At 62.3% G+C, this 26,046-nt stretch carries 33 protein-coding genes and 1 pseudogene; 10 read left to right on the forward strand and 24 right to left on the reverse strand.

Features of this window, described 5'->3' with window-relative positions:
• Positions 1–64 precede the first annotated feature (64 nt).
• Complete coding sequence (locus LWC34_RS28400) at positions 65–829, forward strand: transposase family protein (RefSeq protein ID WP_233728166.1); 765 nt, start codon at positions 65–67, stop codon at positions 827–829.
• A gap of 3 nt (positions 830–832) precedes the next feature.
• Here the strand turns inward: LWC34_RS28400 and LWC34_RS28405 are convergent, their stop codons facing one another.
• The 6 genes and pseudogenes from LWC34_RS28405 to LWC34_RS28430 form a co-directional block, all read right to left on the reverse strand.
• Complete coding sequence (locus tag LWC34_RS28405) at positions 833–1,594, reverse strand: tyrosine-type recombinase/integrase (RefSeq protein WP_233728167.1); 762 nt, start codon at positions 1,592–1,594, stop codon at positions 833–835.
• A 91-nt stretch (positions 1,595–1,685) separates the two neighbouring features.
• On the reverse strand, positions 1,686–2,516 hold the full coding sequence (locus tag LWC34_RS28410) for a transposase family protein (RefSeq protein WP_233728168.1): 831 nt from the start codon (positions 2,514–2,516) through the stop codon (positions 1,686–1,688).
• 250 nt (positions 2,517–2,766) lie between these two features.
• Entirely contained in the window at positions 2,767–2,973 is a 207-nt protein-coding gene (locus LWC34_RS28415) for a helix-turn-helix transcriptional regulator (RefSeq protein ID WP_233728169.1), read from the reverse strand.
• A 25-nt stretch (positions 2,974–2,998) separates the two neighbouring features.
• A pseudogene (locus LWC34_RS28420) lies at positions 2,999–4,584 on the reverse strand (replication initiator).
• 464 nt (positions 4,585–5,048) lie between these two features.
• Positions 5,049–5,465 carry a hypothetical protein gene (locus LWC34_RS28425; protein WP_233728170.1) on the reverse strand — a complete coding sequence of 139 codons (417 nt, stop codon included), beginning with the start codon at positions 5,463–5,465 and terminating at the stop codon, positions 5,049–5,051.
• Positions 5,462–6,277, reverse strand: a complete 816-nt coding sequence (locus LWC34_RS28430; protein WP_233728171.1) for an FtsK/SpoIIIE domain-containing protein — start codon at positions 6,275–6,277, stop codon at positions 5,462–5,464. The genes LWC34_RS28425 and LWC34_RS28430 overlap by 4 nt, the downstream gene beginning before the upstream one ends.
• 293 nt (positions 6,278–6,570) lie before the next feature.
• On the opposite strand from LWC34_RS28430, the gene LWC34_RS28435 reads away from it, so the two are divergent.
• The gene (locus tag LWC34_RS28435) at positions 6,571–7,887 is read left to right on the forward strand and encodes an ISL3 family transposase (protein WP_233725224.1); all 1,317 of its coding nucleotides are present in this window, start codon (positions 6,571–6,573) and stop codon (positions 7,885–7,887) included.
• On the opposite strand, the gene LWC34_RS28440 is transcribed toward LWC34_RS28435, so the two are convergent.
• The 3 genes from LWC34_RS28440 to LWC34_RS28450 form a co-directional block, all read right to left on the reverse strand.
• On the reverse strand, positions 7,874–8,413 hold the full coding sequence (locus LWC34_RS28440; RefSeq protein ID WP_233728172.1) for a hypothetical protein: 540 nt from the start codon (positions 8,411–8,413) through the stop codon (positions 7,874–7,876). The two genes, LWC34_RS28435 and LWC34_RS28440, sit on opposite strands and share 14 nt — an antisense overlap.
• A 215-nt stretch (positions 8,414–8,628) precedes the next feature.
• Positions 8,629–9,506, reverse strand: a protein-coding gene (locus tag LWC34_RS28445) for an IS5 family transposase (protein ID WP_233723324.1) whose coding sequence is annotated in 2 segments (ribosomal slippage) — positions 8,629–9,165 and positions 9,168–9,506 — 876 coding nt in all. Because the reading frame shifts where the segments join, the coding sequence is not laid out codon by codon here.
• A 179-nt stretch (positions 9,507–9,685) separates the two neighbouring features.
• Complete coding sequence (locus LWC34_RS28450; RefSeq protein ID WP_233728173.1) at positions 9,686–9,940, reverse strand: hypothetical protein; 255 nt, start codon at positions 9,938–9,940, stop codon at positions 9,686–9,688.
• A 135-nt stretch (positions 9,941–10,075) separates the two neighbouring features.
• On the opposite strand from LWC34_RS28450, the gene LWC34_RS28455 reads away from it, so the two are divergent.
• Entirely contained in the window at positions 10,076–11,464 is a 1,389-nt protein-coding gene (locus LWC34_RS28455) for an IS1380 family transposase (RefSeq protein WP_233723285.1), read from the forward strand.
• A gap of 210 nt (positions 11,465–11,674) precedes the next feature.
• Here LWC34_RS28455 and LWC34_RS28460 read toward each other — a convergent pair whose 3' ends face one another.
• From LWC34_RS28460 to LWC34_RS28470, 3 genes are read right to left on the reverse strand one after another with little or no spacing between them, the layout of a single operon-like run.
• The gene (locus LWC34_RS28460; RefSeq protein WP_233728174.1) at positions 11,675–11,935 is read right to left on the reverse strand and encodes a hypothetical protein; all 261 of its coding nucleotides are present in this window, start codon (positions 11,933–11,935) and stop codon (positions 11,675–11,677) included.
• On the reverse strand, positions 11,928–12,446 hold the full coding sequence (locus tag LWC34_RS58185; protein ID WP_233728175.1) for a helix-turn-helix transcriptional regulator: 519 nt from the start codon (positions 12,444–12,446) through the stop codon (positions 11,928–11,930). The genes LWC34_RS28460 and LWC34_RS58185 overlap by 8 nt, the downstream gene beginning before the upstream one ends.
• Entirely contained in the window at positions 12,443–12,733 is a 291-nt protein-coding gene (locus tag LWC34_RS28470) for a hypothetical protein (protein WP_233728176.1), read from the reverse strand. Before LWC34_RS28470 ends, LWC34_RS58185 begins: the two co-directional genes overlap by 4 nt.
• A gap of 59 nt (positions 12,734–12,792) precedes the next feature.
• Here LWC34_RS28470 and LWC34_RS28475 point away from each other — a divergent pair, with 59 nt between their 5' ends.
• Entirely contained in the window at positions 12,793–13,644 is an 852-nt protein-coding gene (locus LWC34_RS28475; RefSeq protein ID WP_233722595.1) for an IS5 family transposase, read from the forward strand.
• 73 nt (positions 13,645–13,717) lie between these two features.
• Here LWC34_RS28475 and LWC34_RS28480 read toward each other — a convergent pair whose 3' ends face one another.
• On the reverse strand, positions 13,718–14,179 hold the full coding sequence (locus LWC34_RS28480) for a hypothetical protein (RefSeq protein WP_233728177.1): 462 nt from the start codon (positions 14,177–14,179) through the stop codon (positions 13,718–13,720).
• 148 nt (positions 14,180–14,327) lie between these two features.
• Between LWC34_RS28480 and LWC34_RS28485 the strand changes: the two genes are divergently transcribed.
• Entirely contained in the window at positions 14,328–14,723 is a 396-nt protein-coding gene (locus LWC34_RS28485) for a winged helix-turn-helix domain-containing protein (RefSeq protein ID WP_233728178.1), read from the forward strand.
• Positions 14,724–14,843: 120 nt separating this feature from the next.
• On the opposite strand, the gene LWC34_RS28490 is transcribed toward LWC34_RS28485, so the two are convergent.
• Positions 14,844–15,149, reverse strand: coding sequence for a hypothetical protein (locus LWC34_RS28490; RefSeq protein WP_233728179.1), 306 nt, complete (start codon positions 15,147–15,149; stop codon positions 14,844–14,846).
• Positions 15,150–15,281: 132 nt separating this feature from the next.
• Here LWC34_RS28490 and LWC34_RS28495 point away from each other — a divergent pair, with 132 nt between their 5' ends.
• Positions 15,282–15,992 carry a helix-turn-helix domain-containing protein gene (locus LWC34_RS28495; RefSeq protein ID WP_233728180.1) on the forward strand — a complete coding sequence of 237 codons (711 nt, stop codon included), beginning with the start codon at positions 15,282–15,284 and terminating at the stop codon, positions 15,990–15,992.
• A 141-nt stretch (positions 15,993–16,133) separates the two neighbouring features.
• On the opposite strand, the gene LWC34_RS28500 is transcribed toward LWC34_RS28495, so the two are convergent.
• Both LWC34_RS28500 and LWC34_RS28505 read right to left on the reverse strand, forming a co-directional pair.
• On the reverse strand, positions 16,134–17,591 hold the full coding sequence (locus LWC34_RS28500) for an IS1380 family transposase (RefSeq protein WP_233722402.1): 1,458 nt from the start codon (positions 17,589–17,591) through the stop codon (positions 16,134–16,136).
• Between the two features lie 257 nt (positions 17,592–17,848).
• Positions 17,849–19,237 carry an IS1380 family transposase gene (locus LWC34_RS28505; protein WP_233723285.1) on the reverse strand — a complete coding sequence of 463 codons (1,389 nt, stop codon included), beginning with the start codon at positions 19,235–19,237 and terminating at the stop codon, positions 17,849–17,851.
• Positions 19,238–19,422: 185 nt separating this feature from the next.
• On the opposite strand from LWC34_RS28505, the gene LWC34_RS28510 reads away from it, so the two are divergent.
• Entirely contained in the window at positions 19,423–19,881 is a 459-nt protein-coding gene (locus LWC34_RS28510; RefSeq protein ID WP_233728181.1) for a tetratricopeptide repeat protein, read from the forward strand.
• A gap of 33 nt (positions 19,882–19,914) precedes the next feature.
• Here the strand turns inward: LWC34_RS28510 and LWC34_RS28515 are convergent, their stop codons facing one another.
• On the reverse strand, positions 19,915–20,145 hold the full coding sequence (locus tag LWC34_RS28515) for a hypothetical protein (RefSeq protein ID WP_233728182.1): 231 nt from the start codon (positions 20,143–20,145) through the stop codon (positions 19,915–19,917).
• Positions 20,118–20,699 (reverse strand): hypothetical protein, encoded by a 582-nt coding sequence (locus tag LWC34_RS28520; protein WP_233728183.1) that lies wholly within the window; start codon positions 20,697–20,699, stop codon positions 20,118–20,120. The genes LWC34_RS28515 and LWC34_RS28520 overlap by 28 nt, the downstream gene beginning before the upstream one ends.
• Positions 20,700–21,017: 318 nt before the next feature.
• Between LWC34_RS28520 and LWC34_RS28525 the strand changes: the two genes are divergently transcribed.
• Together LWC34_RS28525 and LWC34_RS28530 are read left to right on the forward strand one after the other, a co-directional pair.
• Complete coding sequence (locus LWC34_RS28525) at positions 21,018–21,488, forward strand: hypothetical protein (protein WP_233728963.1); 471 nt, start codon at positions 21,018–21,020, stop codon at positions 21,486–21,488.
• 73 nt (positions 21,489–21,561) lie between these two features.
• On the forward strand, positions 21,562–21,972 hold the full coding sequence (locus tag LWC34_RS28530; protein WP_233728184.1) for a hypothetical protein: 411 nt from the start codon (positions 21,562–21,564) through the stop codon (positions 21,970–21,972).
• 38 nt (positions 21,973–22,010) lie between these two features.
• Here LWC34_RS28530 and LWC34_RS28535 read toward each other — a convergent pair whose 3' ends face one another.
• The 6 genes from LWC34_RS28535 to LWC34_RS28555 form a co-directional block, all read right to left on the reverse strand.
• Positions 22,011–22,370: a transposase family protein gene (locus LWC34_RS28535; RefSeq protein WP_233728185.1), complete on the reverse strand. Its 360-nt coding sequence runs from the start codon at positions 22,368–22,370 to the stop codon at positions 22,011–22,013.
• A gap of 32 nt (positions 22,371–22,402) precedes the next feature.
• A complete protein-coding gene (locus tag LWC34_RS28540) occupies positions 22,403–23,515 on the reverse strand; it encodes a hypothetical protein (protein WP_233728186.1) in 1,113 nt (370 codons plus the stop codon).
• Positions 23,516–23,647: 132 nt separating this feature from the next.
• A complete protein-coding gene (locus LWC34_RS28545) occupies positions 23,648–24,037 on the reverse strand; it encodes a hypothetical protein (RefSeq protein ID WP_233728187.1) in 390 nt (129 codons plus the stop codon).
• A gap of 129 nt (positions 24,038–24,166) precedes the next feature.
• Positions 24,167–24,931 (reverse strand): transposase family protein, encoded by a 765-nt coding sequence (locus LWC34_RS28550; protein ID WP_233728188.1) that lies wholly within the window; start codon positions 24,929–24,931, stop codon positions 24,167–24,169.
• A 194-nt stretch (positions 24,932–25,125) separates the two neighbouring features.
• Entirely contained in the window at positions 25,126–25,344 is a 219-nt protein-coding gene (locus LWC34_RS58905) for an integrase core domain-containing protein (protein ID WP_372496663.1), read from the reverse strand.
• Positions 25,251–25,832 carry an IS3 family transposase gene (locus tag LWC34_RS28555; RefSeq protein ID WP_308200143.1) on the reverse strand — a complete coding sequence of 194 codons (582 nt, stop codon included), beginning with the start codon at positions 25,830–25,832 and terminating at the stop codon, positions 25,251–25,253. Before LWC34_RS28555 ends, LWC34_RS58905 begins: the two co-directional genes overlap by 94 nt.
• Here LWC34_RS28555 and LWC34_RS28560 point away from each other — a divergent pair.
• Positions 25,780–25,941: a hypothetical protein gene (locus tag LWC34_RS28560; protein WP_233728190.1), complete on the forward strand. Its 162-nt coding sequence runs from the start codon at positions 25,780–25,782 to the stop codon at positions 25,939–25,941. The genes LWC34_RS28555 and LWC34_RS28560 overlap by 53 nt on opposite strands.
• Positions 25,942–26,046: the final 105 nt, after the last annotated feature.

A 26,046-nucleotide genomic window follows, 5' to 3' on the forward strand; every position in this document is an offset into this window, starting at 1 on the left:
GACAACGACCCCAGGCAAGTAAGATCGTTTTCCTCTCGCAGAAGACAACTTACAGGCGGGGTCGTTGCGTTATCAGACTACTACAGGGCTTGCTGCTGACCAGATCCAGGAGCTTGTCGCGCGCATCTGGCAGATCATCCAATGCCATGAGAACCAAGCGTGGCCTCCGACCGTGGGACTGTATCGCGCTGTCGTGATCACTTTGGTGTACGTCCGACAGAATCTGAACCAGGCGGCCGTGGGCGATCTGTTCGGCGTCAGTCAGTCGACCGTATCGCGGATCTATCGAGGCATTCTCCCATTGATTGGGCAGGCCCTGTGCCTGCACATTCCAAACCTCAAGGAGGCCATCCGCGGCCGGCTCGTCCTGGTCGACGGAACCGATGTCCCGACCGGCAACCGTGCTGGTCACGAAGACAACTTCTCCGGCAAGCGGCGCCGCGCGGGGCTGAACATCCAGGTCGCCGCCGATACGGAGGGAGGCCTGCTGGGAATATCCGCCCCTCTGCCTGGCTCGATGCATGACCGGAAAGCGTTCGCCGAGTGTGACTGGGAAGATCTTCTGGCCGAGACCTCAGTCATCGGTGCCCCTGCCTATCGGGGCACTCACACGATTACGCCTCGCAAAAAGCCACAGGGCGGCGAGCTCTCGGCTGGCGACAAGGTGAACAATAAATTCATCTCCTCACTTCGATCCGCCGTCGAGCGATGCATCGCGCATATCAAGAACTGGAAGATGATTGCGACCGGCTATCGAGGACGCCTTTCCGAGCTCCCCAACATCATCCGGATCATCACATCGCTCGAGTTCTATCGACTCGGCTGGTAACCCTCATGAATAACGCTCATAGTCATCAATGGCCGTCAAGCCGCTTTCGCACAACGGCACGATTCGAGTTTTGCCGCCCTTGGGTGGCGCGAATACCGGTACGCCGCCGATCCAACGAATCTGGCGGTTAACGTTGAACTCCATTTCTTTCCGGTTGATGTCGTCGGGGCTCATGCCCAAGATCTCCATCTGTCGGAGTCCGAGGCCCGCGCCGACAGGCACAACGATCTTGTACCGCTCAGATAGATGTGCCTCGATCTGCCGAACTTTCGTTTCGGCCCAGGGGATGACCTTGCGCTTGTCGGCCTTTGGCGCCTTGATGCTTTTCGCGACGCACGGGTTCTTGCGAATCTTGCCCTCGTCGGCAGCCGCCCCGAGGATTGCCGACATAAGGGAGAAGACTTGCCCGCGATATGAGGCAGCCGTGCCCTGATCTTTCATCCACTGTTGCCAGTCGCGTATCCGGTCAACGCCTATCGTGTCGAGATGGCGCTGACGTCCGAAGAAGGGATATATCTGCGAGTTCAAGCGGCTAAGAGTGGTTTGACGCGTGTGTGCGTCTTCGGACTGTCCTTGGCGCCAGTTGTTGACAAACTTTTCAAGCTCTACTTTCCCGGCATCCGGGTGGATGTACGTCTGTTCCTGGATGTCGTTCTGAATCTTGGTAAGGAACCTCTTTGCGTCGCCGAGACACTTGTCGGCGAAGGACTCTGAAATTTCCTTTCCTGGGTTGTCCGGATCGGGGTAACGGACTTTGTACCGCAACCCTTTGCCGTACAAGGGCGTCTTTTCGCGGACGCGCTTGTTCTTCGCGTCGACAACGTACTTACCTTCACTGAGGTGATCTCAGCGACTTTCACGCGATCTTGCCGTGTTCGAAATGCGTGAGGACAAGGGCGGCTTTGACGATGTCGCCGATCTTGCTGGGGTTGGCGGTGAGATGCCGCAGGCTGCGCCAGCGTCCGGTGAGTAGGGCGAAACCACGTTCGCCCAGACACCGTAGGCCACGCAGCAGAGCGTTGCGTGTGCGGGTGTCCACGTCGAGGACCTGGCCATCGGCAGGCTGTTTGACCGGGGTGTGCACGCCGATGCCGGCACCGTCGTAGCCGCCATCGGCCAGCGTCGGCAGATCAAGGTGCGAGGCGGCCCAGTACAGCGCACCCAGCACATGCTCGCGCGCCACGGTCAAGTCATGGAGTGAACCGGGCTCGACATCCGAGACCCACCACGGAAAACCGTCCGGCGCGCACAGCGCTTGGATGTTGCCGCCGTGCTCGCGGGCTTTGCCGGAGTACCACAGGTCGATCGGCTCGCCTTTCACGCTCAACGTTTTCTCGCTACAGCGATCGGCGGAGAAGACCTTTCCATCGAGGATCACGTAGGCCGTGCCCTCATCCTTGGCCCGCTGCAGGGCCTCATGCAGGTCCGGCGCCTGCTCGGCGAGCACGATGACGACCTCATCCAAGTAGCGGTAGCCGGTGGCGCGGGAGATGCCGTGATCGCGAGCCAGGGCGGGGACGTCGGTGTTCTGCCGGAACCAGCGCAGGCCCAGCACCGCGTGGCGAAAGCAGGTCAACGCCCTGCTGTTCTTGCGGGTGCCGCGTCGGCGGCGTTCGGCGTGCAGCAGCCGGCTGAGGTAGAGGGCCAGTTCACGCGGGACATCGAGCATGGCACGATACGCAATCACGGGGAGCCTTCTGGTCCGGACTTGATCTTCGCAATCCAGTTCTACCAAGGGCTCCCCGCCCATCTTTCCCCGGGTCTCACCACTCCCCAGCACATCGACCAGCGCTCGTCCGAGCAGCTTCGCGGCTCAACAAACGAACCAGAATCTTGGTGAGATTACCTCACTGTCCTTTTTGTCGCGCCACCAGCGGTCTTGGATGTGTCCAGCCATGTCCGTCTCTCGTGTCGTGCGGAGTTGCCGAAAGATCCGGCTACGCCGCGTTGTCCCGGTCGATCTCCTCAAGCCAGGCCTCTACGGCCGTCCGGACGTACCTGACGTGCTTGCCCATGCGCTTGTAAGCCGGACCCGTGCCCTTGTGGCGCCAGTCCTTCAAAGTGGCCTCTGAAACCTGTAGGAACGTGGCCAAGTCAGCCGATGTCCACAACGGTTCCGCCGTGGCCTCCCTGCGAGTTGTCATCTGTCCGCCCCTCCCCGAGCGTCGATCAAGCCGCGTCCGCAGTTGCCGAAAGATCTGGACTTGGTGGTCTCGCCGCAGCGAGTAGGGCCGTGTCGTACTCGGCCCGCCATCGGATGCGTTCGGCTATCGCGTGCATGAGCAAATGCGCCCGGGGAGGCGCGTACTGGTCGCCGGGGTTGACCTTGCGCCAGATGAGGCGCGACGTGTCCGTGACCGGTTTGACGATGCCCACCGCCGCGAGGGTCTCAGCGATGAACGCTTTGCGATCTTCCTTGTGATCAGCAAGGGTTTACCCGACCACTTGCGGGACACCAGCACCCTGCGGCCCGGCAGCCCGAGCGTGGCCCGTCGGTGTGCCTTTCCCTCGCAGTGCCCCGGGATCATCCGGCTGTGTACACCTTGGGGATTGACGCCGTAGAGAAGCCAGACCGCGCATTTCGTCGAGCATGGCGTGACCGCGAGCTCTGCATGAAGCCGATCATGGTGTGCCGCTTGACGGTCGCTGGTCGCCTCTACGACCTCACCCGTGGACTTGGTCAGGTACTTGGTGAGATAGCCAATGTGACGTCCAGCCTCTTCTGTACCGCCAAGGATGCCCTTGGAGTGTACCTGGGCGCCGAACCGGGCGACGTGTGCGGGTTCGTCCACCGCAGACACCGCGTCATCCCAGGAAGTTAGGACGACACGAGAATTGGGGTCTACAAAGGCCTTTTCGCGAGAATCCCATACTGGCAACGGTTCGCCGTCAATGTAGACCCGTTCGTCATGGTTCGGCCACCACACTTGGTGATACGTCGCCGCCGTCACGAGCCGCAGAACGTCATGCGAGATCGAGCCGCGCAACGCCGTGTGCAGGTGTGGCGTTGCGCGCTTCTGTGGCTCCACAGTGGCGAAGTACTGGACATCCCAGCCGACTACTCGCCGCAGGTTCTGCCACCAACGGTCCACAAGCGACGAGAAGTGCACCGCATCCCTTGCCGCACGGCGGTAGTCGTACGTATTCGGGTTGATCGGTGTGCCGTCATCGTGCACACGGCCGTACGTGTCGAGGGTGAGCGTCACGAACATGGACGGTCGGTACTTGCCTGCATACTCACGGCCCACGGTGGCCTTGGATACCTTGCGCCGAGGCAGGTCCGGAGCGTCTTGACGCCGTTTGGTCGACCGCTTCACGGCCCGCTTGGCAGGCGCATCCGGAGACGGCAGCTTGCCTCGCATGCCCAATTGCCGAAGTTCCTCGTCAGTCTTGGTGATCTCCTCCCGCAGCTCCTCCGCCTCGTCCAGATCACCGAGGCTGACCGCTTGCTGATACGCCCCGAACAAGTCCGCCCGCAGGGTCAGCAGCGCCGTCTGATCTTCCGTCGGTGGCTCCGGAGTGAAGTCCGGTTCATCGGCCCGATGCCATCCTTCACGACACTGGGTTATGCGCAGCGCCCGCGCTTTCTTCGCGCAGGGACCACATATCGATTCGATCGTTGAGCCACACGGCACAGCCACGTACCGCAGCTCTCCCGTTTCAGGGTCGCCGACCTCCATCGTGAACGGCCGGACGCACACGCCATGTTGTTCCGCCGCAGCCTTCACCACGTCGGCCGCCAGGGGGACACGCATCCGTTCGGCCCGCGTTTGATTGCCGACGTCCGCTGTCACACTCGGCACGGGAGTACGGACCTCTGAAGGGGTACTCATGCGACCACCACCGTTGGTGTAGCCCACTCCCGCAGTAGGCCCCAAGACAGCCCCGATCCGATCTCCAGACGCCAACGGCATACCCGGGCCGTCGAGCACACCGCCGAAAATCTTCACCGGTGTGTCGTCGGTAAGCCTCCCGCGGAGTTCTAGGAAAACTTGCTGGTCAGCGTCGGGAATCGACGGCCGCCATGCAAACGCGGTCACATTGTCGAGGGTGTCTGCCCATGTCAGCAACTCAGAGGCCAAGCCACACAACGACTCTCCGGACAGTTGAACTGTCGCCATTGGACCGACTTCACAAGGTGCAGCCGTGATCATGATGGGCTCCGCCAGGTCGAAGCCGTCGAGGTGCTCAGCCACCGATACGAGCACGCGTGAGGTGATCATGCTGACACCTCCGCCGCTGTATCCGCAGCCGCCCAGCCGCGCAATTGTCCCAGAGGGATAGTCCGTCGTTCCTTCACTCGGAGTTCCGAGCCGAACACGTCAGCGCGGAAATGTGTGCCACAGAAGACTTTCACCGGGAGTTCGCCCGGCAGCCGCCCATAAACGTGCGCATGGATCGAGGTTTCCGACGGCCGCCAAAGCTCACACGTGACACGGGTCAGTGTGTCGGCCCACGCCAGCAACCCCTCAGCGACGTCGACCAGTCGGTGAGCACAGAGGTAGACCGTGACGGCCATCCCGTCGACCAGGTGGTCTTGCACGTCGACCGACGCGATTTCAGGAAGGTCTCGGCACAAGATGAGATGGTCCCGCAAAACGCCGAGCACATCGAGGAACTGTGTGTTCGTGATCATGCCGCCGCGCCTCTCTTGTCTGCCGATCCAGGGAAGGGCAGCACCTCAAAAGACCAGCCGTTGACGTACGCGCGCAGGTCCCACAGGTTGTCATCGGATGCGTAGAAAGCCCTACCGCGCAACGGTTCCTTCTTGCCGTCCTCTTTGGCCCACGCCACACCGGGCGTCAGCTCAGAGATCTCGTGAGCGTCTGCGCCACGTTCCCGGACACCGTCCCCGAGAACCATGTCCACCTGTGTCGCCTCGTCCAGCCGCATAGCAATGCGCGTAGTGAAAAGGTTGCGGAACGGCACGATCTCTTTACGAGGGTCCTGAACGAGAGCCAGCGTCGCGAACCCGGGAGCCCTGCCCTGCGAGGTGATCGTTTGGATTGCAGCTTGCGCACGCTCTTTGAGCTTTTTGTCTGTCTGGTAGGCGATGACATCGGCCAATTCGTCGATGATCAGGAGCGTGAACGGCTCCCTACTCTCCCGTGTCCAGAACCGCCGGAGGCCGCGATACGAGCCCGCTCGCACACGAACTTCGTTCGCGATCTCTTCCAGCAGCTCCACAGCTTCCGGGCCGTTGTCGAAGACGACCTTATGGAAAATGTCCGGACACTGCCCAAGCTCCATACCGCCCTTGGGGTCAATCCCATACAACCGGACCTTGCCCGCTTTGATCATCGGAGCGAGCGCCCAGACAACCGACCAAAGTATCGAACCTTTACCGGCGCCCTGAACGCCGACAACGAGAATTTGGTTACCCAGCAGGCGAATCCGCCACGGCTTGCCCGTTTCGGTGCGTCCAATCGTGATCCGCTTGAGGTCCACTGAAGACTCATCGGAAGCCATCGCCGGAAGCGGCAGAACGCTTACCAAAGGGTCAGAGTGGATCAAGTCAAGCTCAATCTTTCCTGGACTGATGACCCGTACCCGGCATGACTTCGCATGGAACGAGTGCGCGAGGCCCGAGGCGCGTTCGGCCCATTGCGGCTCTTCGAATTTGACCGGGGTTTGAACTGGTCGTGATGTTGCTGGGGGCAGCCAGTGGCAAGGGCCCGTGACTCTGTGAGTGATCATGTCTGTTGTCGAAGCAGAACGATCACAACAGAAGAGCCACGGGCATGGTCAACGATACGACCCGTCTGCTGGGCCTTGCCGGTCTGGCTGTCGTTCGGGTCGAGGACGCAGTACATGATGGGCCGGTCGTGCACCTGGTTACCGCGGACGAGCAGGCTTGTATCTGCCCGGGATGTGGAGTGCGGGCGAGGCGGGTCAAGGGGTGGGTGACGACCAGCCCGAGAGATCTGCCGGTGGCCGGCCGGCCTGTCGAGCTGCGGTGGTGTAAGCGTCGGTGGCACTGTGACCAGCAGGGATGCGACAGGAAGACGTTCACCGAGGCGATCGGGGAGATTCCGGCTCGAGCCCGGGTGACCACTCGGTTGCGGCAGGCGGCCGGTGCGGCGGTGGCCGATGGTGGGCGCACGATCGTGCAAGCCGCGCGTGATCACGGCCTGTCCTGGCCGGTGGTCTCGGCCGCGTTCACCGCACACGCCACGGCGGTGCTGCCGGACAAGCCGCAACCGGTGGCGGTGCTGGGGATCGACGAGATCCGCCGGGGCCGTCCACAATGGACCTGGAACGACGAACAGCAGTGCTGGGAGATCACGGTGGATCGCTGGCATGTCGGGTTCGTGGACCTGGCGGGCGGGCAGGGGCTGCTCGGGCAGGTCGAGGGCCGCACCAGTGTGGCCGTGCGGGACTGGCTCACCCAGTGGGATGAGGCCTGGCGTCAGGGCGTCCGGGTCGTGGCGATCGATATGTGCACGGTTTTCAAGGCCGCGGCCCGTGCCGCGTTACCGCAGGCCAGGCTGGTCGTGGACCACTTTCATCTCGTGCAGTTGGCCAACCAGGCCCTCACCGAGGTACGTCGCAGGGTCACCCTGCAGGTGCGGGGCAGGCGAGGACGGAAAGGCAACCGCGAATGGGAACTGCGCAACCGGCTGACCCGCTCCGCCGCCCGGATGCACGAGCAGCACCTGGACCCCATGATCGACGATCTTCGCGCGCTGCCCGCGGTAATCGGGACGCCGATCCTGGCCGCGTGGAACGCCAAGGAAGACCTGCTCGATCTGCTTGCCCTGGCCCGCACCCACCCGGACCGGGCCACGATCTGGGCCCGATTGTCCCGGTTCTACGAGCGGTGCGCCGCCTCGGGCCTACCCGAACTGGAGCGTCTGGCCGGCACGGTCTCGGCCTGGTGGCCCGAAATCCTCGCCTTCCTCGACACCGACATCACCAACGCCGGATCCGAAGGCACCAACCGTGTCATCAAAACCGTCGCCCGCGACGCCTACGGTTTCCGCAACCCCGCCAGCCAGCGACTCCGCACCCGTTGCGCCACCACCCGCAAAGCCCGAGGATGCCTCAACCCCGCATAACTTCGAAGAGCCCCCATTGCTCCGGAGCCTGCCCCTTGATCATCCGAACACGGACCTTGTCCCGCCAGCTTTCAGCCCGTACACGCTTGAGCTTTGGCCGGTACTCGCGCCCTTTTGCAGTCCCGGTCAGGTTCGACAAGCGCATGACCGTGCGCCAATCCCAGGCGTAGACGGTGACCCGACGCACCTCCGAACGGAGCCACAGCAGCCGCCTTTGATAGGTGTCGATCCACCGCCACCACCACACGGCCAGGCCGACGAGCGCCACCGAGGCGATAGCACCAGTCCAGTAGTGGCCAGCCCACCAGTCCAGCCACAACGCAGCGATGACCAGCAAGGCTGTAATGGGGTAGTACCAACACAGCCGAACGAGCTTGCCGACAAGCCAGACGAGCAGCCACGTCAGCACCACGGGCGAGATGACGAGTTTGACCCAGCCTGGCAGCATGGTCCACCAAGGCAGCCGAGGCCGGGCAACTTCTAACGGCGCCGGGTCGACCCAGCGCGAACCGTTCTGCGCCTTCATCAGTAACCACCCCGAGCGGTCGCATCGGTCGGGATCTTGATGTCAACGAAGTCCAAGGCCAGGACACCCGAGCATACCGCACACGCGCTGTCGCCGGGTAGTAGCCGGGCGAACCGCTGACACTTCGGGCATCGCGTTTGGGTGACACCCCTTGCAGGCTCACCAGATGAAGGCGATACGCTTTGCATGTCTACTCCTAGGGTCTGTTTCGAAAGTCATGGGAGCCACTCGTTGATCGCTGCGATGGTGACCGTGGTTTCGTAGCGAACGGCGAGCTTGTCGTATCTGGTGGCGACGGCTCGGTTTCGTTTGAGACGGTTGATCCCGCACTCGACAGCGTGCCGTTGCTTGTAGATCTCCTTGTCGAATGCGGGTGGTCGTCCTCCGTGTGAGCCCTTGTTCTTGCGGTTGCGGACCTGGTCGGCCTTGTCCGGGATGGTGCAGCGGATACCGCGCCTGCGCAGGTAGGCGCGGTTGGCGCGGGACCCGTAGGCTTTGTCGCCGAGCACCCGATTCGGGCGGCAGCGCGGCCGACCGCGATCCCGCCGGGGTACCCGGATACGGTCGAGCACCACCTGAAACTGGGGCGAGTCACCTCGCTGGCCAGCGGTGATCACGATTGATAAGGGCTTTTGTCCCTGCTCGACCGCCAGGTGAGTCTTGGTCGTCAACCCGCCTCGGGAGCGCCCCAGCCCGTGATCGGCCGGTTCGACCTCGACCCCGCCCGGAGACTCCTTCTGGAGATCCCCTTTTGACGCGCACCAGCCGCGTGCTGGTGCGCACGAGCCACCGTGGAGTCCACGCTGACATCCCAGGTGATCAGGCCCGCAGCGTCCGCGTCCGCCTGCAACGCGACCAGAATCCTCTTCCACGTGCCATCCCGTTGCCACCGCCGGAACAAGCCATACACCGTCTCCCACGGGCCGTAACGCTCCGGCAGATCCCGCCACGGCACACCGGTTCGAACCCGAAACCGGATCCCGTCAATAAGCTTCCGCTTCGCATGCTTCGGCGGCCTGCCAGGCTTCTTGCCCCTGGGCAGCAAGGGTTCCAGCTTCGCCCACTGCTCGTTGGTCAGATCACCACGCCCCACGAATCAAGATCATCTCAAACCTTGATCAACTTGTGAAACAGGCCCTAGTGGAAGACAGGCACAGAAGCGGAACTTGGTTGGTAGCCGTTGGTTTCTGCTTCTGTGCCGCATCTTTTTGTTGCAACACAACAAGGGCGTGCGTCATCGCCACACGCCTCGCCGTGTGTTCCCTTGCGTGGTTACTTACTGTCTGTTTTGGACGTAGCGAGCTTTCGTATGTTGGCTTGCACGAACGCATCCACATTGAACTGTTGCCAGAACAAAACTTGAGCTGTCACTTGCATGTAGTGCGAGGTCAACCTTTCGATGTTGCCCGCGTCCTCAATCAACCGCTCAGCATGCTCGATCAGTGCGTCTGCTTCGGCCGGGTTGGCCTCTCGAATGGCTACAGAGCTAATCAGCTCGAAGTAGGCCCACGACCGAAGCGACGCCACGAAACGGCCGTCTAGCCCAGGTGTTTCACGCGGATAGCCGCGACACGAGCCGTAGATAGAACGAAGTGCCTGCCCTGTAAGGGAAACTGGGACTTGTCTAGGGTCCAGGTTCTCGAACGGGAAGGCACTTCGCGGATGAAGCGTATCGAACGGTCCCGCCGGGTCAAGGTCAGCGCGGACGGTACGGGTGTCGTGTCGCATGCCGGGGTCGGAATGCTGCGGGAACTGGCCTGGGATACCGGGCTGGTGAGCGGGATCAGCACTGCGCTGGCCGACACCTATGCCGGACGGTGGCAGCACGCGCCAGGCCGGGTGTTCACCGACCTGGCGGTCGCGATCGCAGATGGCGGCGACTGTGTCTCCCACATCGAGGTGTTCGGCGACCGGCACGAGGTATGCGGGCCGGTCGCGTCGATGCCGACCACCTGGCGGATGCTGGACCGCGTTGACCCGGCCCATCTGTCCAGGGTGCGTGCCGCGCGGGCAGCGGCACGGGAACGGGCCTGGGCCGCCGGCGCCACCCCGGACCTGACACAGCTGCTGCGGATCGATTTCGACGCCACAGTCACGATCTCGCACGCGGAGACCAAGCAAAACGCGGCGAAAACCTGGAAACGCACGTTCGGGTTTCACCCGTTGCTGGCGTTTCTGGACCGCCCGGAGGTCTCCGGCGGCGAGGCCCTGGCCGGGTTGCTGCGTCCGGGCAACGCGGGCAGCAACACCGCCGCCGATCATGTCACCGTGCTGGAGCAGGCGTTGGCCGCCCTGCCCGAGCACGCCCGGCCTCGGCCGGGTGACCCGGACACGGTGCGGGTGGTGGCCCGCTCGGACTCCGCCGGCGCCACCCACGCCTTCGCGACGGCGTGCCGGGATCGTGGGGTGTGGTTCTCCTTCGGGTTCCCCGTGGACGCCCGCATCCAGGCCATCGTGGATGAGGTGCCCGACCAGTGCTGGCAATCCGCGATCGAGTCGGATGGCGGGATCCGGGACGGCGCCTGGGTCGCCGAGGTCACCGGCCTGCTGGACCTGACAGCCTGGCCGGAAGGCTCCCGGGTGCTGCTGCGCGCCGAACGTCCCCATCCCGGTGCGCAGTTGCGGTTCACCGACGTCGACGGGCACCGGATCACCGCGTTCATCACCGACATTCCCGAGCGGGTGATCCCCGGTCAGAACGCCGGGCTGGAGCTTGACCACCGCCAGCACGCCCGGGTCGAAGACCGCATCCGGGAAGGCAAAGCCGCCGGGCTGCGTAACCTTCCCTGCCGGGGGTGGGATGAGAACGTCGCCTGGCTGGAAACCCTGCTGGCAGCCACGGATCTGGTGTGCTGGGCCAAACTGCTCGGGTTCACCGGCACACCGGAGTTGGCGCATGCCGAGATCGCCACCTTCCGCAATCTGGTGTTGCACGTGGCCGCCCGCATCACCCGCAGCGCCCGGCAGGTCCGCCTCCGTATCGACCGGACCTGGAAATACGCCGATGCCATCGCCGAGGCGTGGTTGAGGATCCGTGCCGCGTTCACCTGACCCGTCCACCCTGTCCCGACGACCCGAAAGACCCCGGAGCGGCCGACACGACAGCAGGTCGGCGGCATGCTCGCGCCTATCTCTCGAATCGCTCGCCGCGAGATCAACCAGACTCAACACAAGATCATCCCGGGATCACATGAAACACCTGGGCTAGTATCTCAGGCATCAGCTCTTGTGTCGTCCGGTTGTCCTCAACGGCCACTACGATCACCTCCCGTCATCTTTCTGTTGCAACCACGTGGCGGCGTCACGAGCTTCTTGTGCCGCCTTGGTGGCCTGCTCCCGCCTTGCCAGGTCAACCCGGGCGATCTCGTCCAAGATGTTTGCCTTGCGCAGCAACCAAGCCACCTGAACAGGTACCGGATCTGACTCGTCCGGCCGTGAGGTAGCCAGCTCGCCGAGCTCCCGAGCCAACACGTCCGCGTATGGTGGATCAGGCGGAAACCCGTTCACCTCCTTCTCATCCACGGTTTGAACCCCGGAAATCTTGCTTGACCTCGAAAGATCGTCCGTTGTGGACATATGTTTCTGGGTCAATAACGTCGGCCAAGGTCATATTGGCGAAACGTGCAACCTTGGCCAGCAGCAGCATTGTTGGCCGCTTGTCGCCATTCTCCACCGGCGTAAGCCGAGACTTGGAGATCTTCAGGCGGTACGCCATCTGGTCCGTAGTCAGCTTAAAATGCTTGCGCCAAGCGCGAATCCAGCCACCGGCATCAAGCGGTACCACCAAGTTGTCAGCCGTGAGCATCAGCTCACCGGACCGGGCGCCCACCTGTAGGCACGCTTCTACTGCGGTTACTGCGTCCCGAAGCAGCTCCCAACCCAGCTCGTTTGCCACGATCCGAACATTCCGGCCGTATCCGAAGAGATCTACGCTGGGTGCTCTCTCGCCGTCGACCGTCATGACGGCGAACGCACGTTCGCGCAGCACAACGGTTCTCTCTGCGGACGGAACTCTCAGCCGGGTGTCGTTCACAGCACACCTCCGCCCGCGTCTCCGAACTCATCACGCAACATGTGGCGCCCGCCAGAGCTTCCCTCGTCGTTTGCCTCTGGCGGTGCGGGCATGCCGTCTGGATCAAGAATCTCGGCCAGCTCGGTAGCCTTTTCAGCCAGCGCCAGCAAAAACGCCGCCACCTCAACCTTGTGCTTTCCGGTGACTGGTGGAAGCACCATGGCGTCACCAGGATCAAGCGACAGCAGCAGTGCTGGGGGCTGCCCTGAATGCCAGTTCACGAGATCTGCCCCAGCCTTAGAGGGCATCTGATCTTGGTTGGGGCGATATGTCTGTGTCGGGTGACGGCTGATACCTTGATCAACTTGTGGGGTCCCGGCGTGCGTACCGCAGCGACTTGTCCGATGCTCGCTGGGCGTTGATCGAGCCAACGCTGACGGCGTGGCGTGCTGCCCGGCGTGGGCCGGGAACCGTGATGCGCGTGCATGACTTGCGGGAGATCGTGAACGCGATCCTGTACGTGTGCCGGACCGGGATCGCCTGGGAGTATCTGCCGCACGACTTCCCGCCCTGCAAGACGGTTTATGACTACTACGCCAAGTGGGAAGCCGATGGCACAACGGAAACGCTGCATGACCTGTTGCGTGACCAAGTCCGCGTCGCGAAAGGCCGCGCTGCTGCCCCGACGGCGGCGATCATCGACTCGCAGAGCGTGAAAACCTCCTGCAATGTCAGCGAATCCAGTCAGGGTATCGACGCGGGCAAGAAGATCAAGGGCCGCAAACGGCACATCGCCACCGATGTGCTCGGCCTGCTGCTGGCGGTAATCGTGACCGCGGCGTCGGTGCAGGATTCCGCTGGCGGGCAACAGGTTCTCGATCATCTCGCCGCTGCGCATCCGACCGTGTCGGCGGCATGGGTGGACGGTGGCTACAACAACACAGTCATCCGTCATGGAGCCCAGCGGGGTATCCGGGTTGAGGTCGTCAAACGCCCTTCTGCCAAGGGATTCCACGTGTTGCCCCGGCGGTGGGTAGTGGAGCGCAGTCTGGGCTGGCTGATGCAACACCGCCGACTCGCGCGCGACTACGAAGCCCTGCCCCAGCGGTCGCGCACGATGGTCCACTGGGCGATGACTAACATAATGAGCCGCACCCTGACCGGGGAATCCACCCAAACCTGGCGAAACGATCCACCCAAAGCAGACATTCTTGCCTAACTAAGATCAGATGCCCTCTTAGGGCCAATCGGCCAAATGGCTTGCCGCAGAGCCTTGTCTATCGCGTCGCTGCTCATGCCGCAGCAGACTTTGAGGTGTCGGGACCAGGAGCCTTGCCCGAGCCACGACCGCCCGAGGCGGCAGCAGCCTTGAAACCGGTCGCACGAAATGTGTACGACAGGTATTTGAACTCACCGTTACCGGCCACCTTTGGCTCTGCTGTCAACCCTTCCAGCTCAATCGGCCGCATCCCGGGGAGAACTTCGGTCGTCGTCGGCACGGGCTGATGATCTGCGGTGAAAACGATCTCGAACGACGCGCGCTTCGCGTTGGGCTGGTCGGGGTCCGTGACTGTCGCTTTCCACTGCCGCAGCCCGGTCACGTCGTCGTTCCGCTGTCGCACAGGTCGGCCCGATGCCCGGTCCTGCTGCGACTGGTACTCAGTGTCCGGCACGACGTCCCCGACCAAGACAAGTCCCTTGGGGAACGCCAGGTCAAACGGGATCTCAAACCGGTAGCCCTTGGCAATCGCCATGATCATTAACCCTTTTCGCTTGGTTGTTGGCGGCCAGACCGCCCGTTTACAGTTCTAGTATAGCGGATACTGCTAGCAGTGTTGAAAGTGCCTGCTGCGCCGATCAGGTGACTTACCGCTATGTCAGCTATAGCGATACAGTTGCGCCATGGAGTTGGACCCGGCAGACCCCCGTCCGGTGTATGAGCGAATCGCTGACGAACTTCGTCGGTCGATCACTAACGGCGTGATCAAGCTGGGAGATCAACTTCCCTCGCTCGCGGAGATCAAGAGTCGATACGACGTATCGACGATGACGGCCCGCGAAGCGATCAAAGTCCTGAGTACTGAAGGTCTTGTTGTGGTGCGCCAAGGGGCCGGAGCGTTCGTGATTGGCACAGCTGTCAAGACCGGTACATCCGAAAGCCCCACCGGTCTCGTTCAGCAACTGCATCGCATTGAGAACCTGCTTGGTGACCTTGACAGTCGGGTAGCTGCGTTGGAGCAGGTTGTCAGCCATCGCGAGACCTCTCAATCTCCTCAAGACGGTCCACACGACCGTTAAGCGCGATCAAGCGAGTCTCGATCTGCCCTGCTAGCGCCTTCAGTTCGGCCCAAGTCGGTTCAACATCTGTTTTGTCTTTGTCGTCCATGGCACTCCACCCCTCCCGATCTCCGGCTGCTGTCAGTCCTGGACCGGGTCCAAATTGACAGCTCCGTTCGTCGCCCCCCGGCTGACTAGCGGCAACACTTCCGGCACATCCACGGGCTTGGCTACTTCGTCGCAGTACTTCGCGAACCGCAGCGCCGCCGCCGCCAACTGTCGGGCGAACAACGCCGCAACCTCAGGCCCGCCAGGTTCCCTACGGTCGACTTGCACAGACAGGCACGCCGTGCCCAGCTCCGCCACGAGTTGAACCTGGTCCCGTGGTTCGGCCACCACTCGGACCTCATCGCCGACTTGGGGACGAATCACGACGTAGAAGCTCATCGCCTGCACCTCCCTCCTCGTTGGTCAAAGACGGGTCACCCCGCTCTGATCAGCATCGGCGCTAGGCTGAAGGAAGACGACGATATGAGCGATGCACGCATGACATGCGCATAAGAATCGAGGTCGGTGCAGGTGGAGGCGTTCGGCGAGGCGCTCAAAGCGCTCCGCACCGCAGCCCACATGAGCCAGAGCGAACTAGCGCAAGCGGCACTGTGGAGTCAAAGCCAGATCAGCCGGGCTGAGGGTGGCCTGTTCGTCCCGGACGAAAGCATGGTCGAGCGTATCGACGCCTTGCTGAACGGCCAAGGCCGCCTGGTCCGAGCTCTGCAAGCGGCTCGTGACCCAAAACCGAACTCTCTCATTGTGGCCAGTGAGAGCGACCCATGGGATGTCAGTGAACTACTCCGCAAAATGCGCCGTACAGACGTTGGTAAGGAGACGATCGAGCAGCTAGAAGTCGTGGTCGAGCAGCTTTGTTGTGAGTACGCCTGGCGTGATCCCCAAGAGTTGCGAACCGACGCCAAAAGTTGGTTGCAATACATCTCCCAGTTGCTTGACGGTCCCTGCACTCTCCGAGACCACCGCGACCTTCTAGTGAATGCCGGATGGCTCTCACTGCTGATCGGATGCCTTGAATACGACCTAGGTCGAGTCCGTCAAGCGGAACTTACCCGCGTGGCTGCTCAGAATCTTGGCAAGGAGACCGGTCACGGTGAAATTGTGGCGTGGTCGTTTGAGCTCAGCGCTTGGTTTGCCCTCACACAAGGCCGACTCCGTTCGGTTGGCGACTATGCCGAGGCAGGAACCAAAGCAGCCCCTAACCTTGATCATTCACGTGGGTGACGTGTCCGCCTGTGCCGGTTCGGATGTTGATCTTGAGTTGGTTGCTGTGTGGTGATGGTCAGGGTTCGAGCCCGGCCGCCGGTGTTGGCTGGGCGCCGGGTTGGGGGGCGGGCCTTTCAGGTCGAGGGGCAGGGACAGGGGTCATCGAGTTGGTGGTGGCAGGGCCAGCGCTGCCCGGAGGCAGGCGGCGAGAGGGTCGGCCCAGGGCCAGGTTTCCGGGATTTTGATCTTGCGTTTGCGTTGGCCGCGGACGATGCGGGCGGCGGTGTGCAGTAGCCGGTAGCGCAGGGTTTTGGGTTCGGCTTTGGCGAGGGTGCCCTCAAGGCAGAGCAGGCGCAGCCAGGCGAGCAGGTCGATGGCGATGGTGGCGGCCAGACACCAGGCCCGGTTGATCTCGATCTTGGTGGAGGGCAGGTGACCGAGGCCGGTTTGCTTGCCGCAGCGGACGTGGTCCTCGACTCGGGCGTGCGGGCGGTGACGGGCTTCCAGGAACTGGACGGTGGCGCCCGAACCGCTGCCCGGGGTGTTGGTGGCCACCAGTTGGTAGCGCCAGCCGTCGGCTTCTTCGAACAGGGACAACTGTGCGCCGGGGTGGGGTTTCTCACGACGACAGATGATCCGCAGATCGGCCGGCCAGTTCTCCAGTTGGTCCCCGTCGGGGTGGTGACGTAGTAGCGCGGTCAGTTCCACCACGCCGGCTTTGTCCAGCGGCCGAGGATCGCCGTGGTGATCGAGCACTGCCTGCCATGCCTTCGCGGGGACACGGCCGATCGCGGCTCGTTCCCGCGCACCGAGTTCCCAGCCGACGCTGTAGTGCGCCTGCCTGCCTGGCTTGGCGTTCAGCGCGGTGATGTACTTGATGAGACCGTGGGAGGCGCCCGCGCCGTCCACGGTGACTAGAAGGTTCCTTCGATGTTTCGCCGGGATCTGGGCGATCGCGGCGTCGAGGACCTCGAGGTGATCAGCTGTCGTGTTGGATCCGGCGCTTCCTGTGCGCAGCAACAGGGCCAGCGATTCGCCGGTGTTGTCACACATGGCCAGCAGCGGATGATGACCGAAGCTGCCCTTGTAGGTTCCCGCGGCGAGTTGTTTGTCCGAGTGCGCGATCACCAGCGAACCATCCAACCGGACCACCACGGTCGTGCCCAGATCACGGTCGGCCACCCGCGACGGCGGAATCCGGCCGTGCCGTCGCTCGATCAACGACCACACATGCTCGCGGATCCGGGCACGCACACGGGCGATCTTGTTGCGCTGCACCTGACCGACCGCGTCCAACGTGCGCCACAACGTCGGATCTGAGGCGACCGGCCCGAACAGTTCGGCCTGATCGCGCAGGACAGCCAGATCCGACAGGACCCGCCCGCCGTCAGCGATCAACACCGCGGTGTCGGCGAACACCCGGCCACGGTCATGCACCGGCATGAACCCACGCCGCGCCATCGCCCGCGACAAGCCTTCCGTCAACCCGGTGCGGTCGGCCAGCAACCGCACCGCCGCGGTCCCGGCATGACTGACCACGCCACGCCCACCGACTTCTACCGCCAGATCCCGCGACCACCCAGTAACATCCACGTCGAAAGTGCTCCAGAGCTTCATGGGTAAGAACAGGCATTAGCAACCTCATCTTCCCAGCTCAGGAGCACTTTTCCCTGTTCCGACACGGCGCCCGAATCAAGATCGCCATGAATACTCAGGGCTAACCCAGGTGTTTCATGTGATCCCGGGATGATCTTGTGTTGAGTCTGGTTGATCTCGCGGCGAGCGATTCGAGAGATAGGCGCGAGCATGCCGCCGACCTGCTGTCGTGTCGGCCGCTCCGGGGTCTTTCGGGTCGTCGGGACAGGGTGGACGGGTCAGGTGAACGCGGCACGGATCCTCAACCACGCCTCGGCGATGGCATCGGCGTATTTCCAGGTCCGGTCGATACGGAGGCGGACCTGCCGGGCGCTGCGGGTGATGCGGGCGGCCACGTGCAACACCAGATTGCGGAAGGTGGCGATCTCGGCATGCGCCAACTCCGGTGTGCCGGTGAACCCGAGCAGTTTGGCCCAGCACACCAGATCCGTGGCTGCCAGCAGGGTTTCCAGCCAGGCGACGTTCTCATCCCACCCCCGGCAGGGAAGGTTACGCAGCCCGGCGGCTTTGCCTTCCCGGATGCGGTCTTCGACCCGGGCGTGCTGGCGGTGGTCAAGCTCCAGCCCGGCGTTCTGACCGGGGATCACCCGCTCGGGAATGTCGGTGATGAACGCGGTGATCCGGTGCCCGTCGACGTCGGTGAACCGCAACTGCGCACCGGGATGGGGACGTTCGGCGCGCAGCAGCACCCGGGAGCCTTCCGGCCAGGCTGTCAGGTCCAGCAGGCCGGTGACCTCGGCGACCCAGGCGCCGTCCCGGATCCCGCCATCCGACTCGATCGCGGATTGCCAGCACTGGTCGGGCACCTCATCCACGATGGCCTGGATGCGGGCGTCCACGGGGAACCCGAAGGAGAACCACACCCCACGATCCCGGCACGCCGTCGCGAAGGCGTGGGTGGCGCCGGCGGAGTCCGAGCGGGCCACCACCCGCACCGTGTCCGGGTCACCCGGCCGAGGCCGGGCGTGCTCGGGCAGGGCGGCCAACGCCTGCTCCAGCACGGTGACATGATCGGCGGCGGTGTTGCTGCCCGCGTTGCCCGGACGCAGCAACCCGGCCAGGGCCTCGCCGCCGGAGACCTCCGGGCGGTCCAGAAACGCCAGCAACGGGTGAAACCCGAACGTGCGTTTCCAGGTTTTCGCCGCGTTTTGCTTGGTCTCCGCGTGCGAGATCGTGACTGTGGCGTCGAAATCGATCCGCAGCAGCTGTGTCAGGTCCGGGGTGGCGCCGGCGGCCCAGGCCCGTTCCCGTGCCGCTGCCCGCGCGGCACGCACCCTGGACAGATGGGCCGGGTCAACGCGGTCCAGCATCCGCCAGGTGGTCGGCATCGACGCGACCGGCCCGCATACCTCGTGCCGGTCGCCGAACACCTCGATGTGGGAGACACAGTCGCCGCCATCTGCGATCGCGACCGCCAGGTCGGTGAACACCCGGCCTGGCGCGTGCTGCCACCGTCCGGCATAGGTGTCGGCCAGCGCAGTGCTGATCCCGCTCACCAGCCCGGTATCCCAGGCCAGTTCCCGCAGCATTCCGACCCCGGCATGCGACACGACACCCGTACCGTCCGCGCTGACCTTGACCCGGCGGGACCGTTCGATACGCTTCATCCGCGAAGTGCCTTCCCGTTCGAGAACCTGGACCCTAGACAAGTCCCAGTTTCCCTTACAGGGCAGGCACTTCGTTCTATCTACGGCTCGTGTCGCGGCTATCCGCGTGAAACACCTGGGCTAACGCGTCGGTGACGGTCCAACTTGCTGCCCAGTCGGCAAAGGCTCAAGCACGTATGGGGCACATGGACCAAGTACAAAGCATCCTCGATCATGGTTACCGGTTGCTAGCCAAGCATGAGCATCCAACGCGGCCCGAAAACCACTTCGTCATAGATCCGACAAAGTGGGATTTCTACGCGATGGATTGTTATTGGATGGTCGGTGACAACAAGAGAGCCGCAGAGCACGCACACGAGGTGATCCGACTCTCTAAACGACCCGATGGCGCCGAGAAAAGCCCGATGCGTGCAAGTGAAGCCCGCTTTGCCCTCGCTGTGGTATCGCTGCGCAACGGTGACGTCGAGGCCGCCGCTGAATGGACGCGAACCGCCCTCGCGATCAACCGCAAATCGGTCGCCCCGCTCTCCATGATCGCTGATGAAGTCACCGCCGAGATTCAGCGCTTGTATCCCAACGACCGTGCAGCACGCTCCATCGTCGAAGTAATAGCCAGCACGCGGAAGTCATTCACACAGGGATGATCCATGCGTTCTTAAGAGCCTGTTGGTAGATGATCACGCTGCGGTCGGATGGGGCTGTCTGGGCTGACCCCAGCGTGGGTGGGGTGGGGCGCTTGCCAGTTCGCTGGTGAGGCGCCGGGTCATGATCGCGACGGTGGCCCACGGCACCATCTCTTCGTGAAGCTCGGGGCGGCTCTTGCGCAGCTCAGCCATCACCGCCCGCGCTTCCGGCTCCAGCACCTTCCACTGCTCATCGGTCAGATCGCACAGTGGGAACGACGGCATTTTTTGGCCACGATCCATGTGGCCTTTGTCGCAAATCTGTTCTTGGCCAGGCTCAGGTTGCGGCCTTTGCGTTTGCCGGTGGGATGATCAGGTCGCGCTGGATGGCCTCGACGGACTCGCTGCAGGCGCGGCCCGCAGAGCACGGTGTGCAGCATGTCCACGGTGATCACCGGGCTCGGCCAGTGCCACACCAGGCGCCACGGGCATTGACCAGCCGTTGAGTCCCCGGACCGGCGCCGGGGGAAGGTTGCCGCGCGGTCCGGGGCTGTGGGGCCCGCACCCGCCCTGCAAAACGGGTGCGGGCCGAGGCTCGCTGTCATGTCGGGGGCCAACAGCAGAGCCTCACCGAGCAGCTGCGGGAACGTCACCTCAACGCAGGCGACCAGCGGCCCGGAGATCAGGATTCGAAGCTGGGAGTGCGTGTTCTCGGCAGCCTCGGACTGTGTCCAGGCCTCCGCACGGGCGACCTGGAACCTATGGACTTGGTGTCGTGCGGTGGCCAGTGCTCTGCCAACCACATCCGGCGGTAGAACACCCGCATCGGGCCAGTCCACCAGGCACAAGGCGCCTGACCAGCCCCGATCGCGAGTACGAACACAACAGTAACTGCGTAAGCGATCAGGTCAACGGCCATTACTCGCCACCCCGCTGAAGTGGGCCCGCGGCCGGATTATGTAGCACACGGGCGACTATCCAGGGCTGTGTCCTTAAGTCCTACGATCATTATCGGGCTTCAGGTGATGGTTGACGGTTTGGTGTCACCTGATCCTTGGCGTCGGATCTAGGCAATCTAGCGGTTCTGCGCTCGTTTGTGGGTGACCACGAGGTCGGTGGTGCGGGGGACGGTGGCCAGGAGGTGTGGCCCGGCGTGGATGTGGGATGGTGGTGTTGTCCAACGTGAGGGTGAGGACTTTGCGGGCGTGTTGGCGGCCGATCTGTATCCGTTGGCAGGCGATCATGATGCCGCCGCTGCTGGACACGATCCGCTCGACCGTGACCGGTGCTGCTGGTGGCGGGATGGGTGGTGGTCCGGCCGGTCGGGCGCCGCGCAGGCAGGCGACAGCCCCGGTGGTCAACGGGCTGGGCATGGAGCGCAGCAGGGTGCGGTCGGCCGGGTCGAGCACGGCCATCACGCCGCCGTCGCAGCGTTGACCGACGCGGCCGGGTTCCCGTTGATGCTCAACGCCTTTGAGGGCAACAAGGCCGAGACCACCACGATGCTGCCCACGATCACGGCGTTCACGACTGTTCGCTGCTACCGCGCCATCCACATCCAGGCTGGCGAACACCTGCCAAGAATTTACGATTCAGGACACTACTGTAGTCTTGCGCCGGTTGAGTGATCATTCTACCGTTGGTATAAATTTGGATGTACTCGCCGAACGTCGCCCGGGTAATTAATTCACGGGAGGAAGAATGAAACTGAAGACGTCGAGATGGGTCACCATCACTTGTGCAATGACTATCGCAGGGCTGGGTTTCGCGGGGCGGCCCGCCCTGGCTTCTGACAATTTTATTTCCGCCACTTTCCATGGCCAAGGCGACTATGAGGCGAAGGCCGATGACAGCCCCGGGGACGGCAATAAGGGGTGGATTTGGGTCTACACCAGCAATTATTTGGCCCCGGCTCATGTCGACTACTACCTGACGAACGACAACTCTATGCATACGCTCCAGACTTCCGTACAGGGAAAAGAGGGAGATAGCGAGAGTTTCGAGACGTTTAAAGATCAGGCTGTTAGGGCCATTCGAGTCTGCGGTTGGAGAAAACTCCACAATCAGTGCTCCAACGGTGGCGCTTTTACCTGGTTTAAGCAGTTTCAGTGATGGCCTTGAGGCCAAGTATCTTGAGTTTTATTCAAATCTCAAATGATCAAGAAGAAGAACAGGCCTCGGGCTGCGTCGTAGGCTTCGTGGTAGGTGGAGTAGGAGCGGCGGTAGTCGGTGTGCAGGATTCGCCATGATTTGAAGTGGGAGACCACGCGCGTTCGGATGGGAGCGTGGAGCGCTGAGATGGCGGCATTGCATTCTTTGTCTCGTTTGCTCAGCTGTCCCTTTTTCGGCTTCTTTCGTGGTGTGACGAGGCTGGTGCCTTGATAGCCTTTGTCGCCGATTCCGCCGCCGGAGTTGCGTAGGATCTCCGCGATCGGTGTCTCGTCGAACGCGGTCGCATCGTGCGTGCTCCCCGGAAGGGGATCAGAAATAAATATAGACAGGGTTTCCATCCAAGAGGCTACGTAGCCACATGAGAGATTTTTTATTGAGGGGTGACCCACGACGGGTCGAGAGCTATGTCAGAGAGTTGCTCTGGTGAAAGAGGTGGATCCTGCCGGCTGCGAGGCAAACCGAATGCCCACGTGTTAAGTTCGCTGATCAGGACTCTGTATCCGTCTTTCCGGAGGGTGTCGGCGTCCCATTGCACCGTTCCGCTTGCCCCGTCAGGCGCCGGGTTTTTCCGGATCACTCTCTTGGTGCCATCTGGCAGCGTGTCAGCGCGAGTAAAAAGCTGTTTTATGTTGGGTTCGTGGGGCTGCCATTGTTGCACGGTGACGGTCACCAATGCCTTGCCTTGCCCGTCGTCCAGTACGACGCTGAAGTATCCTGTTACGCCGTCTTGGTCCGTCAGGCTGAAATTAGACGGCACCATTTTTTCCAGTATGGCCTGAATCTGATTTTTTGGCAGCTCAGGTTTATTAGGTGCCGACAGGTTGGACGGTGGCGCTTTCAGGGAAGACAACAACCTCTGCCAGGGTTTTGCGGACACTAGTTCCGTCAGCTGCTGATTACCTAGAGGGGGATGTGTGCGGCTTTTCTGCGAGCTGGTTGGAGTGGCTGCATTCCATTCTTGAACTGTTACCTGTTTTCCGTCGGGCGCGGTGAGTGTAGCAGTCCAGCGCTCTACGTCAGACACATTCAATCGGTCATTGTATCCCCGATCAATGGTGAGCACATCTTTGCTGGGTAGTTCTTCCCGAGTGCAGTGGTTATAAGGGAAATGGGCGCGAGGAGGGCACGCTGTCGCGGTAGGCAGAAGGGGCGTGGGCTTCCATTCAACCGAGGCCACTAAGGCTGCTGCTCCGTCCCCATCATCATAGGTCAGTTGACCACCTGCAACGCTGGGCGAAACGATCCTCGACCCGTTCCCCTGCTGCTGTGATGTGCGGCCCGGTGGCAACAGGTCCTTAAGCGTGGAGAGGACCATGCTATCTGATACGGCCTCTTTCTTCCCGGCCTGCGAGCATCCCGCCCCGGCTGCAATCAACAGTGCAACACCGGCCGTACGCATCAGCCACTTAGACAAGCCGAACCTGGATGAATTACACAACATGTGCGAATACCTTTTCTGGGTTCGGCGCTCGACGATGTGCATCCTAGCTTTCCTCGATGTCGACCGTCGATGGGCTGCATTCGGTCGGAAACTCTCAGTAATGGCTGCATCCAACGCTGCTGGACTGACGATTCTGTCAGTCCAGCAGCAGGTTGGTGAGGTTTTAGAGTAAATTCACAGGTTGGCCGCGAGAGACCGCAGCGCCTGGTTGCCCGACCCGAACGGGCTGCCGATGTAGTGGTAACCGCCGGTGGAAGTGTGGTTGAACGTGTAGGTCACCTGGCCGTCCTTTGACTTACCCAGGAAATTCCACGGTGTGTGGTTGATAAACGAACGAATATCAACCGGAGCCTGATACCATTGATTTTGCGAGCGTGCATAGAGTGGCCCGTAGATTGTGTACTGGGCCCCGCCGTAGTTCTCCTCCGAGTACGCATACGCGTTGTATCCCGTGGGAGGCTCAGCCGAGGCCGTACCGGAGGTTGCTACAACAGCAGCAGCTGACAGCAGCATAGCGGCGCCACCCGCAAGCAGCAGTCGCTTAAGAGCCTTCATAATGTCCATTTCCTTGATCAGCCTGACACTGCGTCTACAGTATATGAATCATCGAGGATCGTACAACGCCTAGTTCCTAGGCGTGCGGCAAGAATATGCCAGGTAACTGGCTAGGTCTTGGAGCGTTATTCATGAGGGTTACCAGCCGAGTCGATAGAACTCGAGCGATGTGATGATCCGGATGATGTTGGGGAGCTCGGAAAGGCGTCCTCGATAGCCGGTCGCAATCATCTTCCAGTTCTTGATATGCGCGATGCATCGCTCGACGGCGGATCGAAGTGAGGAGATGAATTTATTGTTCACCTTGTCGCCAGCCGAGAGCTCGCCGCCCTGTGGCTTTTTGCGAGGCGTAATCGTGTGAGTGCCCTGATAGGCAGGGTCACCGATGACTGAGGTCTCGGCCAGAAGATCTTCCCAGTCACACTCGGCGAACGCTTTCCGGTCATGCATCGAGCCAGGCAGAGGGGCGGATATTCCCAGCAGGCCTCCCTCCGTATCGGCGGCGACCTGGATGTTCAGCCCCGCGCGGCGCCGCTTGCCGGAGAAGTTGTCTTCGTGACCAGCACGGTTGCCGGTCGGGACATCGGTTCCGTCGACCAGGACGAGCCGGCCGCGGATGGCCTCCTTGAGGTTTGGAATGTGCAGGCACAGGGCCTGCCCAATCAATGGGAGAATGCCTCGATAGATCCGCGATACGGTCGACTGACTGACGCCGAACAGATCGCCCACGGCCGCCTGGTTCAGATTCTGTCGGACGTACACCAAAGTGATCACGACAGCGCGATACAGTCCCACGGTCGGAGGCCACGCTTGGTTCTCATGGCATTGGATGATCTGCCAGATGCGCGCGACAAGCTCCTGGATCTGGTCAGCAGCAAGCCCTGTAGTAGTCTGATAACGCAACGACCCCGCCTGTAAGTTGTCTTCTGCGAGAGGAAAACGATCTTACTTGCCTGGGGTCGTTGTCCTATTTTGAGGTGATCAAGTCGCCAGAATAACGCTCTTGGCCTTGTGTTGACGAATGCTTTGTCCTGGCAGTGGATCAGCCTGAAGAGCGAAGTGAGCTGTGGAGTGTTCCCGGTTTTATAGACACGGGTTTAGGCCGCGATCTGACTGATTTCTCTGTATCCTAGCTCGTATTCTCGGGGTGTCAAGTATCCGAGTGTGGAGTGGCGTCGTTGTGTGTTGTAGTAGGTTTCGATCCAGTCGAAAGTCTCCTTTTTCAGGTGCTTGACGGTGGGGGCCAGGGCTGGGTGTGGACGAGTTCTTTCTTGTAGGTCGCGAAGAAGGATTCCGAGACCGCGTTGTCGAAACAGATCCCGGTGCGGCCGAGTGACCGGCGGATTCCGTTTTTCGCGCAGTATTCGGCGAAGATGGTCGAGGTGTATTGGCTGCCGCGGTCGCTGTGGAAGATCACGCCCGCGGGCGGGTTGCGGTGGGCTAGGGCCATGTCGAGGGCGGCGGTGACCAGTTCGGTGCGCATGTGTTCGGCGATGGCCCAGCCGACCACGGCGCGGGAGTGTAGATCGATCACCGTGGCCACATATGCCCAGCCGTTCCAGGTCTTGACGTAGGTGATGTCGCCGCACCAGCGCTGGTTGACCGCTTCGGCGGTGAAATCGCGGCCGATCAGATCCGGCGCCGGCACTGGCGCGTCCCCGGCGATGGTGGTGCGTTTCCACGGCTTGGGGTGGCGTCCTTGCAGGCCGGCGGTCTTCATCAGCCGCCAGACCCGCTTTGGTGCCCCCCTTGTGCCCGAGTGTGACCAGCCCGACGTGCACGCGCCGCACGCCGGGGTTGCCACGCAGCCGTTCGTACACGTGCTTGATCACCGCGACCAGGCCCGCATCGGCCCGCTCGCGCTGGCTAGTACGGCAGCAGCCATTCGGGTTGTGACCTGTGGGGATGTGTAGCTGGGGCCGGTGGCGACATGGGGCAGCCGCCTGTTGATCATGTGTTTGTGAGAACTACAGGATCGCAGGCGGCTGCGGCTGCCAGGATAGGTGCTCGGTTGGCTG

It is taken from the genome of Kibdelosporangium philippinense, from assembly GCF_021390435.2.
Taxonomy (GTDB): Bacteria; Actinomycetota; Actinomycetes; order Mycobacteriales; family Pseudonocardiaceae; genus Kibdelosporangium; species Kibdelosporangium philippinense.